Origin of the sequence: Acidocella facilis ATCC 35904, from assembly GCF_000687875.1 — a bacterium.
GTDB lineage: Bacteria > Pseudomonadota > Alphaproteobacteria > Acetobacterales > Acetobacteraceae > Acidocella > Acidocella facilis.
In genome coordinates this window covers 192,324-208,746 of the sequence record NZ_JHYG01000002.1, presented here as the reverse complement: position 1 = coordinate 208,746, position 16,423 = coordinate 192,324, and the positions used below count along the sequence as shown (strand labels likewise).

Genomic DNA, 16,423 nt, shown 5'->3' with positions numbered 1-16,423 from the left:
ACACCCCACAAACGTTTGGGGCGTTGGCAACGCAAGTGCCAACGCCCCAAACGTTTTGCAGCCCTTTTTGAAAAAAGGGCTGCACCCCAAAAACTTTTATTTACGCCGCGGTTCCGCCGATGGTCAGCCCCGACAGCTTGATTGTCGGCTGCCCCACCCCCACCGGCACGCCCTGGCCGTTCTTGCCGCAGGTGCCAATGCCAGGGTCGAGCGCCGGATCATCGCCAATCATCTCCACCTTGGTCAGCGCATCCGGCCCGTTGCCGATCAGCGTCGCCCCCTTCACCGGCGACGTCACCTTGCCATCCTCGATCAGATAAGCCTCGGAGGCGGAGAACACGAACTTGCCGGAGGTGATATCCACCTGCCCGCCGCCGAAATTCACCGCATAAAGCCCGCGCTTCACGGAGGCGATCATATCCTCCTTCTTATCCTGCCCGCCTTGCATGATGGTGTTGGTCATGCGCGGCATCGGCGCGTGGGCGTAGCTCTGGCGGCGGCCATTGCCGGTGGCGCGCATATTCATCAGCCGGGCATTCTGCCGGTCCTGGATGAAGCCGGTCAGAATCCCATCCTCGATCAGCACCGTGCGGCTGGTCGGCGTGCCTTCATCATCGATGGTCAGCGAGCCGCGGCGGTTGGGGATGGTGCCGTCATCCACCACGGTCACACCCGGGGCGGCGATGCGGCTGCCCAGCAGCCCGGCAAAGGCGGAGGTCTGCTTGCGGTTGAAATCGCCTTCCAGCCCGTGGCCGATGGCCTCATGCAGCAGAATGCCCGGCCAGCCCGGCCCCAGCACCACCGGCATCTCGCCGGCGGGGGCCGCCACCGCGCCGAGATTGACCTCAGCCTGGCGGATCGCCTCGCGCACCGCATTCTGCCAGAAATTCGGGTCGATATAGGCGCCATAGCCCGAGCGCCCGCCCGCGCCATGGCTGCCGGATTCACGCTTGCCGTTCTCTTCCAGCACCACGGAGATATTCAGCCGCACCAGCGGGCGGATATCCGCCACCCGCGCCCCGCCGGCGCGGACGATCTCGATCACCTGCCACTCACCGGCGATGCTCGCCATCACCTGCACCACGCGGGGGTCGGCCCCACGGGCGAAATCGTCAATCTGCTTGAGCAACGCCGCGCGGTCCGCGAACGGCGCCTCGCCCAGCGGGTTCACGCCGACATAAAGCGGCGCCCCGGCGGCGGCGGGCTCGCCGGCCGTCACCGATTGCTCCATCGCCTTGGCGGCGCGGATGGTCTGCGCCGCGCGGCCCAAGGCGGCGGCGGAAATATCCCCGGCATGGGCGTAATAGGCGGCCTCGCCCAGCACCGCGCGCAGGCCAAAGCCCCGGCGCGTATCAAAGGAGGCGGCACGGATGCGGCCATCATCGAGCGAGATGGACTCTGACTCCCGGTATTCCAGGAACAGCTCGCCATCATCCGCCCCGTCGAGCGCGGTGGCGATGTGCTTGGCAGCATCCGCCAGATCCAGCCCTTGCGGGCCGTGGAAGAATTCATCCGCCTTGGTCAGCGCGTCACTCATCTCTCAAACTCCTATTCCGCCGCCGCCAGCGCCCCAACAGGGGCGGCCACCGCGCCGCGTAGCCCGTGGCGGGCGGCGATGGCGGTGGCGAACAGCAGCACGGCATTCAGCTCGTGCACAAAGCCGAGCTCATTATTGCCAAGCACAAGCGTGGCCATGCCCAGCACATATTGCAACGCCACCAACAAGGCGAGCAGCAGAAAAATATCCCGCAGCGCCGGCGGCAGCCGGCGGCGCAGCCCCATCACGGCGGTGGTCAGCACGGTCAGCGCCGTGACCGTCGCCAGCAGCCGGTGGCAGAACTGCACCGTGCCCTTGTTGGTGACGAAATTGCTCCAGAGCGGGTCCTGGGCGAAGGCGCCCGGCGGCGTCCAGGCGCCATCCATGGTCGGGAAGGAGTTATAAACATGCAGGGCACCTGAGGTCGCCACCAGTGCGCCGAAGCCCATGGTGATCCAGATCAGCAGCACCGAGGCGCTGGCCAGCCCACGCAAGCTGCCCGCACCGTCCAGCCGCACCGGCTCCGGAGCCCGCAGGCTCATGCCGGTCCAGATCAGCAGGAGCAGGATCAGCATGGCGGAGAGCAGATGCGGCGCCGCCCATTCCGGTGGCGGTGAAACCACACCGGGATACATCCCGGTCTGCACCATGTACCAGCCATAGGTCGCCTGGCCCGCGCCGAGCAGGAAGATGAAGCCCAGCCACAGCGCCAGCTTGCGCTGAATGCGGCCCTTTAAGAGGAAATAGCCGAAGGGCAGCAGAAACACGCAGGCCATCAGCCGGCCCCAGCAGCGATCCAGGAACATCGGCCAGAACAAGGCCTTGTACTGCGCCATGTCGATCGGCTGCGCCTGATATTGCGCGGTGTACTGATACAGCCCGTAAAGCTGGTTCCAGTCCGCCGCGTTCAAAGGCGGGATGAAGCCGGTGAAAGGCCGCCAGACCTGGATGGTGAACCCCGCCCCGATGGTGCGCGCATGCCCGCCGCCGACCACCATGCCAAAGACCATGCCGGCCAGCAGCAACAGCCAGGTGCCGACGGCGCGGTCCTGCCTCATCTCACCCCCTCTTGCGGCGAGTCGCCCCGCGCAGGGTGAAGACGATGAACAGCATGCCGCCCAGCAGCAGCACCGCGTTCATCTGGTGCGCCACGCCGATATCGTAGCGGCCGGAGACCAGAGCGGTCACACCCAGGATGAATTGCAAAATGACCAGCCCGCCGACGATCAGCGCGCCATCACGCACCGGGCCGGGCAGCTCGCTGCGCAAGGCGCGCACAGTAAGGGTGAGGATGCCCAGAGCCGCCAGCACCGCCAGCAGCTGATGGCCGAAAATGATCGCCCCGGCGGAGTTCAGCACCCCGGTCATCGGCCAGCCGGCCGGCGGCTGGCCGGTGCCGATATGATCCTTCAGGCTGAAATCGGCGATGCCGTGAATGCCGGAGACCATGGTGCCGCCCCACATCGCCAGCAGCAGCAGCACCAGCGCGCCGATGGTATGGCCGCGCAAGCCCTTCAGCCCCTCATACCGGGCGGGTTCGGGATGGCGGATGACCAGGGCCGTCCACAGCACCGCGCAAAACAGGAACATCGCCCCGAAGAAATGCAGCGAAAGCCGCCAGCCTTCCACTGCGATACTGTCCGCCCGGAAGCCGGAGGAGACCATGAACCAGCCGATGAAACCCTGCAGCCCGCCGAGCAGGAACAGCAGTACCAGCCAGGGCACCAGCCGCTTCTCCACCCGCCCGGTGAGCGCGAAGACGATCAGCGGCAGCAGCAGCACCGCCCCCATCAGCCTTCCCCAGAGGCGGTGAATATATTCCGGCCAGAACAGCTGCTTGAACCCGGCCAGCCCCATGCCCTGATGCTGGAGCTGATATTGCGGGATGGTCTTGTACAGCGCGAAAATCTTGTTCCAGGCATCCTGGCTCAAGGGCGGCAGCACGCCGATGATCGGCTCCCATTTCATGATCGACAGGCCGGAGCCGGAATCACGCGTATAACCGCCAATGCCGACCATCACCCAGATCATGAAGGCGAGCAGGAACAGCCAGCTGGATACAAGTTTTCGGTTGGCTAGGCCACCAGCCCCGCCTTGCGGGCGGATGTTGGAAAAGGCTGTGGCGTTCAAGCGGGTCGTGTCGCTCGGCACAAGGATACTCCTTCAGACTTGGCGCAAAGGGCTTACGCCTGCAGGCCCGAAATCGCCAGCCCCTGTACCGAATGGCAGCAATCAGTAAGGGATGCGCGCCTCGCGCCGGATCCAGTCCTGGTAGGAATCCCGCGCCTCTTCGAGGAATTCCGTGAGCTGGATGGCCGGCGTGTCACGCTCGCCCTCGGGCTTGGCGAGCTGGCGGTAAAATTCCTGGTCGTCAAAGCCGATCGCCTCGGCATCCGCCGGGGCGCAGGCATAATACACCTTGCCGATCCGGGCCCAGAAAATCGCCGACATGCACATCGGGCAAGGCTGGCCGTTCACGTAGATCTCGGTGCCGGAGAGGTCGAACTGGCCTTCCTTCTTCGCCGCATCGCGGATCGCCGTCACCTCGGCATGAGCGGTGGGGTCGATCGAGGAGAGCACGCGATTATGCCCTTCGCCGATGATCTTGCCATCGCGCACGATCACGGCGCCGAACGGGCCGCCATGACCACCGGCCACACCCTGGCGCGCCAGGGCGATGGCGCGTTTCATGAAAGGCTCGTGCTGGCTCATGCGTATGCTACTCCCCGGTGCAACTCCGGGTTTGGATCATGGCCAGAAATTCCCGCCGGGTCGAGGGGTTGTCGCGGAATTCGCCCACCATATGGCTGGTGATCATCGAGACCCCAGGCTTGTGCACGCCGCGGGTGGAGATGCATTGGTGATTCGCTTCGATCACCACCGCCACGCCGCGCGGCTGCAGCACCTCCTGGATGGTATTGGCGATCTGCGCGGTGAGTTTTTCCTGAATCTGCAGGCGCTTGGCATAGGCATCCACGACACGGGCGAGCTTTGAAATCCCCACCACGCGCTTGCCCGGCAGATAGGCGACATGCGCCTTGCCGGTAATCGGCACCATGTGATGCTCGCAATGGCTCTCCAGCCGGATATCCCGCAGCAGGATCATCTCGTCATAGCCCTCGGTTTCCTCGAAGGTGCGCGAGAGGATCTCGGCCGGGTCCTCCTCATAGCCCTTGAAGAACTCCGCATAGGATTTGGCGACGCGCTTGGGGGTATCCAGCAGCCCTTCGCGGGTCGGATCGTCCCCGGCCCAGAGCAGCAAGGTCCGCACCGCCTCCTCGGCCTGTTCCCGCGTCGGGCGGACCAGGCTCTGCTTGCGTTTCGCGGCCTTGGCGGCTTTCAACTGGATGTTCACGCGGCGCTCCATTTCAGGTCTGAGGCATTAAAGACGTCATGTATGACGATTACGTTTATATGGGCCAGCCGGATCACTCAGCCAATATTGCGCGCAAATCGCCCGGCTCAATGCCGCCTGGGATCCTCGTGCGGGCTGTCCAGGCTGAAGGCGGGCACCGCGACGTCGAACGGCTCGCCGCCGGGCAGGCGCTGCATGTGATAGGTGCCGACCATGAAGCCCGAGGCGGTGGCCAGCGGGGCGCCGGAGCTGTATTCGAACCGCGCCCCCGGGGTGAGCACCGGCTGCTCGCCCACCACGCCATCCCCATGCACGACATGGGTGTAGCCGGTGCTATCGGTGATGTGCCAGGTGCGCCTGAGCAGCTGCACGGTGGCGCCGCCCTGGTTGATGATGGAAATATGGTAGGCCCAGAAAAACCGCCCCGCCTCCGGCTGCGACTGCTCATCCAGAAACATAACTCGCACCTGCACGGTGACGTCGTTGGTTGTCGCTTCGAACCCAGGCTCCATGCCGCCAGCCTATCCCAGCCCCCGGGCGCGAACAAGCGAGCCCTGCTTCACGGTTTTTGCCGCTCCGCAACAGCGCTGCTAGAGTCTGCTCATGCGCATCTCCTTGCCGTTCGGCCGCTTCGCCGTCGCTGCCTGCATCATGCTTTCCGCCTGCGCGGCGGGCGCTGCCGGTACGGCCTCCTTCCCCGACACCGCCCCCACCCCGGCCACCAAACCCAACCCGGCCTTCGGGGCGTTTCTGGCGGCGCGCTACGCGGCTTCGGTGAACGACCCGGCGCGGGCCGCCCGCTTCTACGCCAAGGCGCTGCAAACGGACCCGGATAATCCGCGCCTGGCGCAGGAAGGGTTTCTCTCCGGCGTGCTGGCCGGCAGCGACGAGGCGCAGGCGCTCGCCCCGCGCCTGCCCGGCAATGCGCTGGCCGCCTTGCTGCGCGGCAACCAGGCGGCGATGCAAGGCGATTACCAGCAGGCCGCCACCTTCTTCAAAACCCTGCCCAGCGACCAGCTGGCGGCTTTGATCGAACCGCTGCTGATCGCCTGGACGCAATTCGGCCAGGGCGACGAGCAAGGGGCGCTGAACACGCTCGGCCCCAGCTTCAATAATGGCGCCTTTGGCGGCGTTTATGTGCTGAACGCGGCGCTGATCGCCGATGCGGCGGGCGATATCAAGAGTGCCACCCAGCTCTACGGCGCCGTCTCCGCCGCCTCGCCCAATCTGCGCCTGGCGCAGATCCTGGCCAGCTGGGATGCGCGCCAGGGCAACAAGACGCAGGCCGAGGCGGTGCTGATGGCGCTGATCGCGGCGCATCCGGACCTCGCCATCGCGCTGCCGCAGTTGCAGGCGCAGATGGGGGCGAAGGTGATCTCCACCCCGGTGCAGGGCATGGCGGAGGCCTATCTCACCTTGGCGGCCTCGCTCAGCCAGCCGCAGGCTTTGTTCCTGCGCAGCGTGTTCCTGCGCTTCGCGCTGGAGCTGCGCCCGGACCTTTCCGCCGCGCGGCTGATCCTGGCCTCCACCCAGATCGACAGCGACGACCCCAACGCCATCCCGACGCCGGTGGAAATGCGCAACGCGCTCGACACGCTGGCGCCGATCCAGCCCGGCGATGCGCTCTATGGCCCGGCGGCGGTGCAGCAGGCCAGCCTGCTCGCCAGCCTGGGCGAGCCGGACAAGGCGGTGGCGCTGCTCGACGGGCTGAGCGCCCAGCACCCGGACAATCCCGGGCTGCTGGCCGCCGCCGGCGATGTCTGGCGCACCGCGCATCAATGCGGCCAGGCACTGCCTTATTACCAGAAGGCGATCGCCCTGGCCGGCAACCCGCCGCCGGCCGCCGCCTGGAGCCTGTATTTCGACCGCGGCATCTGCGAGGACGAAACCGGCAACTGGGCGGCCGCGGAGCCGGACCTGGAACAGGCGCTGAAACTCTCCCCCAACCAGCCTTATGTGCTGAATTATCTTGGCTATAGCTGGGCCTCGCGCGACGAGAAGCTGGATGAGGCGCAGGCGATGCTGAGCAAGGCCGCCGGGCTGGACCCGAAGGATCCGGCGGTGCTGGATTCGCTCGGCTATGTCGAGATGAAGCGCGGCAACACCAAGCGCGCCCTGGCACTGCTGATCCAGGCGGTGGAGCTGGCGCCGGACGATGCCGAGGTCAACGGCCATCTCGGCGATGCGTTCTGGCAGGCGGGGCAAAAGCTGCAGGCGGCCTATCAATGGGACCGCGCGCTGGGGCTGAACCCGGATGCGACGCTGAAAGCGGCGCTGGAAGCCAAGATCCAGCAGCATTTCGGCGCCCCCACGCCATGAGCCTCACGGTTTTCGCGCCGGCGAAGGTCAATCTCTATCTGCATGTCACCGGCAGGCGGGCGGATGGGTATCATCTGCTCGACAGCCTGGCGGTGTTCCCTGATGTCGGCGACCGGGTGCAGGTTGAGGCGGCGGAGGCGCTGAGCCTGAGCCTAGGCGGGCGCTTCGGCGCGGCGTTGCAGAGCGAGCCGGATAATCTGTTGCTAAAGGCGGCGCGGGCGCTGGCACCGGGGCGCGGGGCGCGGCTGCATCTGGAAAAGGACCTGCCAGTGGCCTCGGGCATTGGCGGCGGCTCGGCCGATGCGGCGGCGGCGCTGCGCGCCCTCTGCCGGCTCTGGGGCGTGCAAAAGGCGGATCTGCCGGCCTTGGCGCTGGCGCTGGGGGCGGATGTGCCGGTCTGCCTGCGCAGCGAACCGGTGCGGATGCAGGGTATCGGCGAGGTACTGGCCCCTGCCCCGCGTTTGCCGGAGTTTGCCATGGTGCTGGTCAATCCTGGCGTGGCGGTACCTACCCCGTCGGTGTTCAAGGCCCGCACTGGTGGCTTCTCGCCACCGCCGCGCCTGCCGGCGATGTGGCCCAGCGCCCGGCTGATGGCCGAGGATCTGAAGCGCTGCGGCAATGATCTGCAGGCGGCGGCGATCGGCATTCAGCCCGTCATCGGCACGGTGCTGGCGGCGCTGGCGGCACTGCCGGGCGCGCTGCTGGCGCGGATGAGCGGCTCCGGCGCCACCTGCTTCGCCCTGTTCGAAACCGCCACTGCCGCGCGCGACGCCGCCGCGACGCTGCAGGGTGAGCAATCATCCTGGTGGTGTTGGGGCGGGGGGCTTTACCAGCCGCCCCCGACCGGCTTATGAGAGCGCCCAGCCGATGGGACGTCGCCAAGCGGTAAGGCAGCGGATTTTGATTCCGCCATGCGGAGGTTCGAATCCTCCCGTCCCAGCCAGGCTCTCCTAGCCTTCCGCCGGCCGTAACAGCAGCCGCGCCACGCAGCCCTGCCCCGGCGCGCTGTCCAGCACCAGCCTGCCACCGGCGCGCTCCATGCTGCGCGCGGCGATGGCCAGCCCCAGCCCACGCCCGGCGCCGTTGGCGCGGGTGGTGAAGAGCGGTTCGGCGGCCTGGGCCAGCACCTCCGGCGCCATGCCCGGGCCATCGTCGCGCATTTCGATACAGACCATGCCATCCTGCAGCGCGGCCCGCAGCGCCAGGGCATGCGAGGCCGGGGCGGCTTCCCTGGCATTCTCGATCAGCTCCACCACCGCCTGCTGCAACCCGTCCGGGTCAGCCATGGCGAAGAGCGTCTGCGGCGGCAGCGTCATCGCCACGCCACGCCCTTCCGGCTGGCCCGCCAGCGTGCGCAGCAAGGCGGTCACCTCCACCGGCTCGGCCGGGCGGGCGGTGCGGCCGGAATAAACCAGCAGCCGGTGCGCGAACCCCGCCGCGCGGGCGCCGGCATTGCGCGCGCCGGACAAATAGCTTTCCAGCCCCTCGATCTTGTTGCGGGCGGCGCGCATCTCCAGCAATTCGAGATTGCCGAGCACGCCGGTCAGCAGATTATTGAAGTCATGCGCCACCTGCGCGGCGAAGGGCTCCAGCCCGCCGGGGGCGTCGTCCTCCTCAGCGGGCATCATGCCTGAATCTCCTGTGCCACTCTCATCCCCGATTTTTTCAACCAAAAGCAACCCAACTGTAAACTAAGGTCACTCAGATTAGGCTTATACAGCAGGTGAACAAGTGTTTGTGAAACCGGGAAAGAGAGTTGGATGATGCGCATTCTGCTCATCGAGGATGACGAGACGGTGGCCAGCGTGGTCACCAATGGCATGGCCGAGGCGAATCACGAGGTCACGCATACGATTGACGGGCAGGACGGGCTGAGCCGCGCCGCCAAGGGCAAGTTCGACGTGATGATCTTCGACCGCCAGCTCCCCGGCGGGGTGGATGGGGCGGAATTGCTGCGCGAGCTGCGCGCGCATGACGTGACCACGCCGGTGCTGTTCCTCTCCGGCCTCGGCGCGCTGGGCGACTGGATGACCGGGCTGGAAGCCGGCGGCGATGATTATATCGTCAAGCCCTTCGTGTTTTCGGAGCTGCTGGACCGGGTGGAGGCGCTGCACGAGCGCCGCACCACCCCCGAACTTTGAAAACAACCCCTTGAAGAAATTATAAAAGTTTTTTGGTGCCGCTTTTTTACAAAAAAGCGGCGAAAAACCTCCGGGGCGTTGGCAACGCCGTTACCGCCGCCCCCCGCGCAGATAGCCGAGCAGCCCGGTGGTGGAGCCATCCGCCCCATCGCCGGCCTCGCCGCGCACCATTGGCAGCAGCCTGGTCGCCAGCTCCTTGCCCAGCTCCACCCCCCATTGGTCGAAGGCGTTGATGTTCCACACCGCCGCCTCGGTAAACACGCGGTGCTCATAGAGCGCGATCAGCTTGCCCAACGTCGCCGGGTCCAGCTTGCGGTAGGCGGTGACGATGGAGGGGCGGTTGCCGGGGAAAACGCGGTGCGGATTGCCCTTGGCCTCTTCCAGGCTGCGGCCCTGCAGCAGCGCCTGCGCCTGGGCCAGGCAATTGGCCACGAGCAGCTCATGATGCACCGCCATCTCCGGTTCATGGCCTTCGGCGGCGATATAGAATTCGCACGGGATCACATCCGTGCCCTGATGGATCAGCTGATAGAAGGCGTGCTGGCCATTGGTGCCGGGCTCGCCGAACACCAGCGGGCCGGTGGGCTGGGTCACGGGGGTGCCCTCGCGCGTCACCTGCTTGCCGTTCGATTCCATGTCCAGCTGCTGCAGATAGGCCGCAAACCGCGCCAGGCGCTGGTCATAAGGCAGGATGGCGCGGGCCGGGTAGCCCAGCGCGTCACGGTGCCAGAGCCCGACCAGCGCCAGCAGCACCGGCAGGTTCTCTTCCAGCCTGGCGGTGCGGAAATGCTCGTCCATCTCCCTGGCCCCGGCCAGGAAGGCGCGGAAATGTTCCGCGCCGATGGCGATGGCGACCGGCAGCCCGACCGAGGACCACACCGAATAGCGCCCGCCGACCCAATCCCAGAAACCGAAAATCCGGTCCGGGGCGATGCCGAAGGCCGCGCATTTCTCCAGCGCGGTGGAGACGGCGCAGAAATGCGCCCCCACCGCATCCTCACCCAGCGCCTGCGCCAGCCAGCGCCGGGCGGAAGCGGCGTTGGTCATCGTCTCCACCGTGGTGAAGGTTTTCGAGGCGATGATGAACAGGGTCCGCGCCGGGTCCAGCCGCTTCAGCGTGTCCGAAAGATGCGCCGCATCGACATTGGAGACGTAATGCAGGCGCGGCCCGTCATGATAGGGGGCGAGCGCGGCGGTGACCATGGCCGGGCCGAGATCCGAGCCGCCAATGCCGATATTCACCACATCGGTAAAGGGCTTGCCGTCGGCGGCCGCGATGGTGCCGCCGCGCACCGCCTCGGCGAAGTCCAGAAAGCGCCCCAGCGTCTCCTGCACCGCCGGCACCACATTCTCCCCGCCGACCAGGATTTGCGCATCCGCCGGGGCGCGCAAGGCGGTGTGCAGCACGGCGCGGTTTTCGGTGAGGTTGATCGGCGCGCCGGCGAACATGGCGGCGCGCTTTTCCTCCAGCCCGCTGGCGCGGATCAGCCGCAGCAGGGCAGCGAAGCTGCTGCCGGTGAGGGAGGTTTTGGAAAAATCCAGCAGCAGCCCGGCGGCGGTGACGGAAAAATCCGCGAACCGGGTCGCTTCTTCGGCAAATAATGCGCGCATGTCCGGCGCCTCGGCCGCCAGCCTTTTCACATCCGCCCAATCAGACTGGCTCATCCATACCCCCACACGCTTGTTTTGTGCTCCGAACTTATAGCTTCGGCGCGGGAAGCCAAGGGGGGCTAATCCTCCAGCCTTACGCCGGGATGGAAGAAGCCATAGACCGCCCGCGCCGTGGCGCGGTTAATGCCGGGGACGGATTCCAGATCCTTCAGCCCCGCCCCCTTCACCCCGCGCGCCGAGCCGAAATGCAGCAGCAGCGCCTTTTTGCGCGCGGCGCCGATGCCCGGCACCTCATCCAGCTCCGAGGTGGTGAGCTTCTTGCTGCGGGCGGCGCGGTGGGTGGTGATGGCGAAGCGATGCGCCTCATCGCGCAGCCTCTGCAGAAAATACAGCACCGGGTCACGCGGCGGCAGCTGGAAGGGCGCGCGATGTTCCATGTGGAACCATTCCCGCCCGGCATCGCGGTCCGGCCCCTTGGCGATGGCGACCATCGGGATATCCTCCAGCCCCAGATCCGCCATTACCGCCTTCGCCGCCGAAAGCTGACCGGCGCCGCCATCGATCAGCACCAGATCCGGCCAGCTCTCGCCGCTGCGGTCCGGGTCTTCCTCCAGCGCGCGGCCAAAGCGGCGCTGCAGCACCTCGCGCATCATCGCGAAATCATCGCCCGGGGTGAGCACGGATTTGATGCTGAATTTGCGATAGGCGGATTTCATCGGCCCCTCGGGCCCAGCCACCACCATCACCCCGTAAGCGTTGGTGCCCATGATGTGGGAGTTGTCATAGGTCTCGATCCGCCTTGGCGTCTCCGCCAGGCCGAACAATTCCGCCGTGGCGGCGAGCAATTTGCCCTGGCCGGCACTCTCGGCCAGCTTGCGCTCCAGCGCCTCGCGCGCATTGGTGGCGGCATGGGCCACCACATCGGCCTTCTCGCCGCGCTGCGGCACCGAGATATAAACCCGCCGCTCCGCCTTCAGGCTCAGCGCCTCTTCCAGCAGCGCCTGCTCCTGCGGCGCATGGTTGAGCAGAAGCTGCGCCGGGGGCGGCTTGTCGTCATAGAATTGCGCGATGAAGGCGGCCAGCACCTCCGGCGCCTCCTCATCCTTGGCATGGACGGGGAAAAAGCTGCGATTGCCGTTATTGCGCCCGCCGCGGATGAAGAACACCTGCACGCAGGCCTGGCCGGCCTGCTGGTGCAGGGCGATCACGTCCGCATCGCCCAGGCTTTCCGGGTTGATGACCTCGCTGCCCTGCACATAGGCCAGGCCCCGGATCCGGTCACGCAGCGCCGCCGCGCGCTCGAATTCAAGATTTTCAGCGGCTTGCTGCATCGCAGCAGCGAGATCCTTCTGCACCGCGCCGGTCTTTCCCTGCAGGAAATCCCGGGCCTGGGTGACCAGCTTGCCGTACTCCTCCTTGCTGACCCGGTCCACGCAGGGGGCGCAGCAGCGCTTGATCTGGAACAGCAGGCAAGGCCGGGTGCGGTTGGTGAAGACGGTATCCGCGCAGGTACGGAGCAGGAACACGCGCTGCAGCGCCTGCACGGTCTGGTTGACCGCCCAGACCGAGGCGAACGGCCCCCAATAGAGATTGCCCTTTTCCTGCACCCCGCGATGTTTGGCGATGCGCGGAAACGCCTGCCCCGCCGTCAGCATCAGCCAGGGATAGGTTTTGTCATCCCGCAGCAGGATATTGTAGCGCGGCTTCAACCTCTTGATGAGATTGGCTTCCAGCAGCAGCGCCTCGGCCTCGGTATGGGTGGTGAGGATCTCCATCGCGGCGGTATCCGCCACCATGCGCCGCAGCCGCTCCGGCAAACGATTGATCTGGGTGTAGGAGGTGACGCGTTTTTTCAGGTTGCGCGCCTTGCCGACATAGAGCGCATCGCCCTTGCCATCCAGCATCCTGTACACGCCTGGGTTGTTCGGCATCGTCTCCAGCGCGGTTTCGATCACCTCGACGCCGATTTTCGCAGCCTCCAAACTTATCCCCTTCCGCCTGTGGATAACTCTGTGGAATGTCGGCAGGCAAGCTGTGCACGCCCTGCCCAGGCCGGCCCGAAAAGGAGCCGGGTCCGGTCCTGGTTATTCATAGTTAACATATTGATTTTGAACGACATTAACATTTGTTCAACGAATTATCCCCGTTTCCAAATCCACCCAAACCCCCTTGCTGGAACCGGGGTGGTGGAAGTGGACAACTAGATAGTCCGGCGTTCGATTTCCACACCCACGCTGGCGGCATCGGCGAACACGTCCAGCTTTTCCACCATCACCCGCGCCACCCGCACCCTTGGATCGCGCAGGCAGGCCTCGGCGACGCGCTCGGCCAGCGTCTCCACCAGTTGCACATGGCCGCTGGCGATGATCTCGCGCACCGCGTTGATCACATTGTCGTAATCCACCACCCGGCGCAGATCATCCGCCCCCACCGCGGGGCGCGAGAGATGCGCGGCACCGTCATCCTCGACCGCCAGATCCAGATTGAAGCGCACGCGCTGGGTGCGGCCATGCTCCTGGGCATAGACGCCGATCTGCGCCTCCAGCACCAGGTCGCGGACAAACATGCGCCGCGTGGCCCGGGCGGCATCGGCGAGGCGGATATGATCCATGGCCGCCTTTTGCGCCGCAACGCCAAAATTGGCAATAAATGGCGGCCATGCGCCAATGTCCGGACAAAGCCTTCCCACGCCGTAAGCTTTTCTTGCGCTCGTGGCTGCGCTATCCAGTCTGCATGAAACGCCACCTTGCTCTGCTCGTGCTACCCGTGCTGCTCGGCGCCGCCGCCCCCAGCCCCTCGGCCACGCCGCAGCCCTCCCCGGCCAATATCCATGCCGCGAATGGCTGGTTCCGGTATCTGCTGCCGAACATCCCGGCCGGCGGCTACATGACGCTGAGCAATAGCGGCGACAGCACCACCAGGCTGATCGGCGCCAGCTCGCCGGCCTGCGGTACGCTGATGCTGCACAAGACGGTGAATGATGGCGGCACCTCGACGATGGAGATGGTGAAGAGCCTCACCATCCCCGCCCATGGCCAGGTGAGCTTCGCCGAAGGCGGCTACCATCTGATGTGTATGAAGCCGAAGATGAAGGTGGGCGACAAAATCGGCATCACGCTGAAATTCGCGGATGGCGGCGATCTGCTGCTGTTGCTGCCGGTCTATGGCCCCTCCGGCCCGTCGGGCGCGTGAAGGCGCTGCGGGCCGCGCCGTTGCTGCTGCTGGGCCTGGCCGCCGCCGCGCCGGCGGGGCAGCAGATCGTCCTGCACGGCAATGAAAACGGCGCCATGCCCTGCGCCGCCTGCCATGGCGCGCAAGGCCAGGGCAACAGCTCTATCGGCGCGCCGGCGCTGGCCGGGCGCCAGGCGGATGATATCGTCGCCGCGCTGAATCTGATGGCCGCGGGCCAGGGCGGCAATGCGCTGATGCGCCGCATCGCGGCCGCGCTGACCCTGACGCAGCGCCAGGACGTGGCCGCCTATTTCGCCAGCCTGCCCGCCGCCAAGCCTTAAAATATCCAACCTGATGATATAAGGCGGGCGCAATTGAACCGCAATTCATCAATTCGCAAGCCATTCCGGCAAAAGCTGAAAGCCTCGCCGGTTGGCATAACCGCCCCGAGCGAATAAGGGTTTCTCCAGTTTTTCGAGTTTCGAGTTTTTCAAGTTTCCCGTTTTTAAAGTTTGAGGACGTACCGCCATGCCAGACGCCAACCTGCCCACCGATTACAAGGTCAAGGACATGTCCCTGGCTGAATGGGGCCGCAAGGAAATCTCCATGGCCGAGGACGAAATGCCCGGCCTGATGGCGCTGCGCGAGGAATTCGGCAAATCCAAGCCGCTGGCGGGCGCGCGCATCGTCGGCTGCCTGCACATGACCATCCAGACCGCCGTGCTGATCGAGACGCTGGTGGCGCTGGGCGCCTCCGTGCGCTGGTCCTCCTGCAATATCTTCTCCACGCAGGACCAGGCCGCCGCCGCCATTGCCACCGCCGGCATCCCGGTCTTCGCCTGGAAGGGGTTGAGCGAGGAAGAATTCTGGTGGTGCATCGAGCAGACTCTGCGCGGCCCCGATGGGTGGACCCCGAACATGATCCTGGACGATGGCGGCGACGTCACCCAGATCATGCATGATAAATACCCGGAGATGCTAGCCAATATTCGCGGCATTTCCGAGGAGACCACCACCGGCGTGCATCGCCTGTGGGAGATGGCCAAGGCCGGCAAGCTGCTGGTGCCCGCCATCAACGTGAATGACAGCGTCACCAAGTCCAAGTTCGACAATCTCTATGGCTGCCGCGAGAGCCTGGTGGACGGCATCCGCCGTGGCACCGACGTGATGATGGCCGGCAAGGTCGCCGTCGTCGCCGGGTTCGGCGATGTCGGCAAGGGCTCGGCCGCTTCGCTGCGCAATGCCGGCTGCCGGGTGAAGGTCGCCGAGATCGACCCGATCTGCGCCCTGCAGGCCGCCATGGAAGGCTATGAGGTGGTGACGATGGACGATGCCGCCCCGGAAGGCGATATTTTCGTCACCGCCACCGGCAATGTCGATGTCATCAATATCGACCATATGCGCGCCATGAAGCACCGCGCCATCGTCTGCAACATTGGCCATTTCGACAGCGAGATCCAGATCGAGGCGCTGCGCAACTATAAATGGGAAAATGTGAAGCCGCAGGTGGATGAGGTGGTCTTCCCGGATGGCAAGCGCCTGATCGTGCTCTCCGAGGGCCGGCTGGTGAATCTCGGCAACGCCACCGGCCATCCGAGCTTCGTGATGTCCGCTAGCTTCACCAACCAGGTGCTGGCGCAGATCGAGCTCTGGACCGCCCCGGAAGGCAAGTATGAGCGCAAGGTCTATGTGCTGCCGCGCCATCTGGACGAGAAGGTGGCGGCTTTGCATCTGGCCAAGGTCGGCGCCAAGCTGACCCAGCTGACCAAGAAGCAGGCGGATTATCTGGGGCTGCAGATGCAGGGCCCGTTCAAGCACGAGGCGTATCGCTACTGATGCGCCGTCTCGGCCGCCTGCTGGCCCTGCCTGGGCTGGGCCTGCTCGCGGGCGGGATGCTGTTTTTCAGCGCGGTGATGGCGCCTCTGGTCTTCACCAGGCTGCCGCTTGCCATCGGAGGGCCGTTCATTCGAACGGCCTTTCCGGTTTTATATCTTTATTGCCTGATCACCGCCGGGCTGTCCGCCTTTGGCTATCTGTTGCTGGGGCGCGGGCGCGCCGCCCTGGTGCCGGGGGTGACCATTCTCGGCACGCTTTGGAGCTGGTTCTGGCTGATGCCAAGGCTGGATGCGTGGCGGGTGGCGGGCAATGAAGCCGCCTTCGCGCGCGGGCATGATGTTTCCACCTGGGTCTTCGGGCTGGAATTCTTCCTGGTGCTGCTGCTGCTGATCCGCGAAGGCGCCAAAAGAAGCTGAGGCTTTGCGGGGAGGTTCAGCTGCGCTTCACTGGCGC

Annotated in this window: 17 protein-coding genes and 1 tRNA gene; 8 read left to right on the top strand and 10 right to left on the bottom strand. The window is 65.7% G+C overall.

Features of this window, described 5'->3' with window-relative positions; all coding sequences use genetic code 11:
- Positions 1-100: 100 nt before the first annotated feature.
- From tldD to apaG, 6 genes are all read right to left on the bottom strand, one after another.
- Positions 101-1,537 (bottom strand): metalloprotease TldD, encoded by a 1,437-nt coding sequence (gene tldD, locus T331_RS0103440; protein ID WP_026439038.1) that lies wholly within the window; start codon positions 1,535-1,537, stop codon positions 101-103.
- An 11-nt stretch (positions 1,538-1,548) separates the two neighbouring features.
- Positions 1,549-2,595 (bottom strand): COX15/CtaA family protein, encoded by a 1,047-nt coding sequence (locus T331_RS0103435; protein WP_026439037.1) that lies wholly within the window; start codon positions 2,593-2,595, stop codon positions 1,549-1,551.
- A 1-nt stretch (position 2,596) separates the two neighbouring features.
- On the bottom strand, positions 2,597-3,688 hold the full coding sequence (locus T331_RS0103430) for a COX15/CtaA family protein (RefSeq protein ID WP_155992588.1): 1,092 nt from the start codon (positions 3,686-3,688) through the stop codon (positions 2,597-2,599).
- An 81-nt stretch (positions 3,689-3,769) separates the two neighbouring features.
- Complete coding sequence (locus T331_RS0103425) at positions 3,770-4,249, bottom strand: nucleoside deaminase (protein ID WP_026439035.1); 480 nt, start codon at positions 4,247-4,249, stop codon at positions 3,770-3,772.
- 7 nt (positions 4,250-4,256) lie between these two features.
- On the bottom strand, positions 4,257-4,904 hold the full coding sequence (gene folE / locus T331_RS0103420; RefSeq protein ID WP_026439034.1) for a GTP cyclohydrolase I FolE: 648 nt from the start codon (positions 4,902-4,904) through the stop codon (positions 4,257-4,259).
- Positions 4,905-4,999: 95 nt separating this feature from the next.
- Positions 5,000-5,404 carry a Co2+/Mg2+ efflux protein ApaG gene (apaG, locus tag T331_RS0103415; protein WP_026439033.1) on the bottom strand — a complete coding sequence of 135 codons (405 nt, stop codon included), beginning with the start codon at positions 5,402-5,404 and terminating at the stop codon, positions 5,000-5,002.
- Positions 5,405-5,495: 91 nt separating this feature from the next.
- Between apaG and T331_RS17185 the strand changes: the two genes are divergently transcribed.
- The 3 genes from T331_RS17185 to T331_RS0103400 all read left to right on the top strand — a co-directional run bounded on the left by T331_RS17185 (position 5,496) and on the right by T331_RS0103400 (position 8,154).
- The gene (locus T331_RS17185; protein WP_051622083.1) at positions 5,496-7,211 is read left to right on the top strand and encodes a tetratricopeptide repeat protein; all 1,716 of its coding nucleotides are present in this window, start codon (positions 5,496-5,498) and stop codon (positions 7,209-7,211) included.
- Positions 7,208-8,065, top strand: a complete 858-nt coding sequence (locus T331_RS0103405; protein ID WP_026439032.1) for a 4-(cytidine 5'-diphospho)-2-C-methyl-D-erythritol kinase — start codon at positions 7,208-7,210, stop codon at positions 8,063-8,065. The genes T331_RS17185 and T331_RS0103405 overlap by 4 nt, the downstream gene beginning before the upstream one ends.
- Before the next feature lie 14 nt (positions 8,066-8,079).
- Positions 8,080-8,154 (top strand) — tRNA-Gln (locus T331_RS0103400).
- A gap of 7 nt (positions 8,155-8,161) precedes the next feature.
- Here the strand turns inward: T331_RS0103400 and T331_RS0103395 are convergent.
- Positions 8,162-8,839, bottom strand: coding sequence for a sensor histidine kinase (locus T331_RS0103395; protein WP_026439031.1), 678 nt, complete (start codon positions 8,837-8,839; stop codon positions 8,162-8,164).
- A gap of 135 nt (positions 8,840-8,974) precedes the next feature.
- On the opposite strand from T331_RS0103395, the gene T331_RS17180 reads away from it, so the two are divergent.
- A complete protein-coding gene (locus tag T331_RS17180) occupies positions 8,975-9,352 on the top strand; it encodes a response regulator transcription factor (protein ID WP_211248668.1) in 378 nt (125 codons plus the stop codon).
- 90 nt (positions 9,353-9,442) lie between these two features.
- On the opposite strand, the gene pgi is transcribed toward T331_RS17180, so the two are convergent.
- The 3 genes from pgi to folB form a co-directional block, all read right to left on the bottom strand.
- Complete coding sequence (gene pgi, locus T331_RS0103385; RefSeq protein ID WP_026439030.1) at positions 9,443-11,017, bottom strand: glucose-6-phosphate isomerase; 1,575 nt, start codon at positions 11,015-11,017, stop codon at positions 9,443-9,445.
- Positions 11,018-11,082: 65 nt separating this feature from the next.
- Positions 11,083-12,945 carry an excinuclease ABC subunit UvrC gene (gene uvrC / locus T331_RS0103380; RefSeq protein ID WP_051622081.1) on the bottom strand — a complete coding sequence of 621 codons (1,863 nt, stop codon included), beginning with the start codon at positions 12,943-12,945 and terminating at the stop codon, positions 11,083-11,085.
- Positions 12,946-13,163: 218 nt separating this feature from the next.
- The gene (gene folB / locus T331_RS0103375) at positions 13,164-13,574 is read right to left on the bottom strand and encodes a dihydroneopterin aldolase (RefSeq protein WP_026439028.1); all 411 of its coding nucleotides are present in this window, start codon (positions 13,572-13,574) and stop codon (positions 13,164-13,166) included.
- 122 nt (positions 13,575-13,696) lie between these two features.
- On the opposite strand from folB, the gene T331_RS0103370 reads away from it, so the two are divergent.
- The 4 genes from T331_RS0103370 to T331_RS0103355 all read left to right on the top strand — a co-directional run bounded on the left by T331_RS0103370 (position 13,697) and on the right by T331_RS0103355 (position 16,386).
- A complete protein-coding gene (locus T331_RS0103370) occupies positions 13,697-14,155 on the top strand; it encodes a copper chaperone PCu(A)C (protein ID WP_026439027.1) in 459 nt (152 codons plus the stop codon).
- Positions 14,152-14,475: a c-type cytochrome gene (locus T331_RS17175; RefSeq protein WP_051622079.1), complete on the top strand. Its 324-nt coding sequence runs from the start codon at positions 14,152-14,154 to the stop codon at positions 14,473-14,475. Before T331_RS0103370 ends, T331_RS17175 begins: the two co-directional genes overlap by 4 nt.
- 187 nt (positions 14,476-14,662) lie before the next feature.
- Positions 14,663-15,970, top strand: a complete 1,308-nt coding sequence (gene ahcY, locus T331_RS0103360) for an adenosylhomocysteinase (RefSeq protein ID WP_026439026.1) — start codon at positions 14,663-14,665, stop codon at positions 15,968-15,970.
- On the top strand, positions 15,970-16,386 hold the full coding sequence (locus T331_RS0103355; protein WP_035179017.1) for a DUF4149 domain-containing protein: 417 nt from the start codon (positions 15,970-15,972) through the stop codon (positions 16,384-16,386). The genes ahcY and T331_RS0103355 overlap by 1 nt, the downstream gene beginning before the upstream one ends.
- The last annotated feature ends 37 nt before the right edge of the window (positions 16,387-16,423 follow it).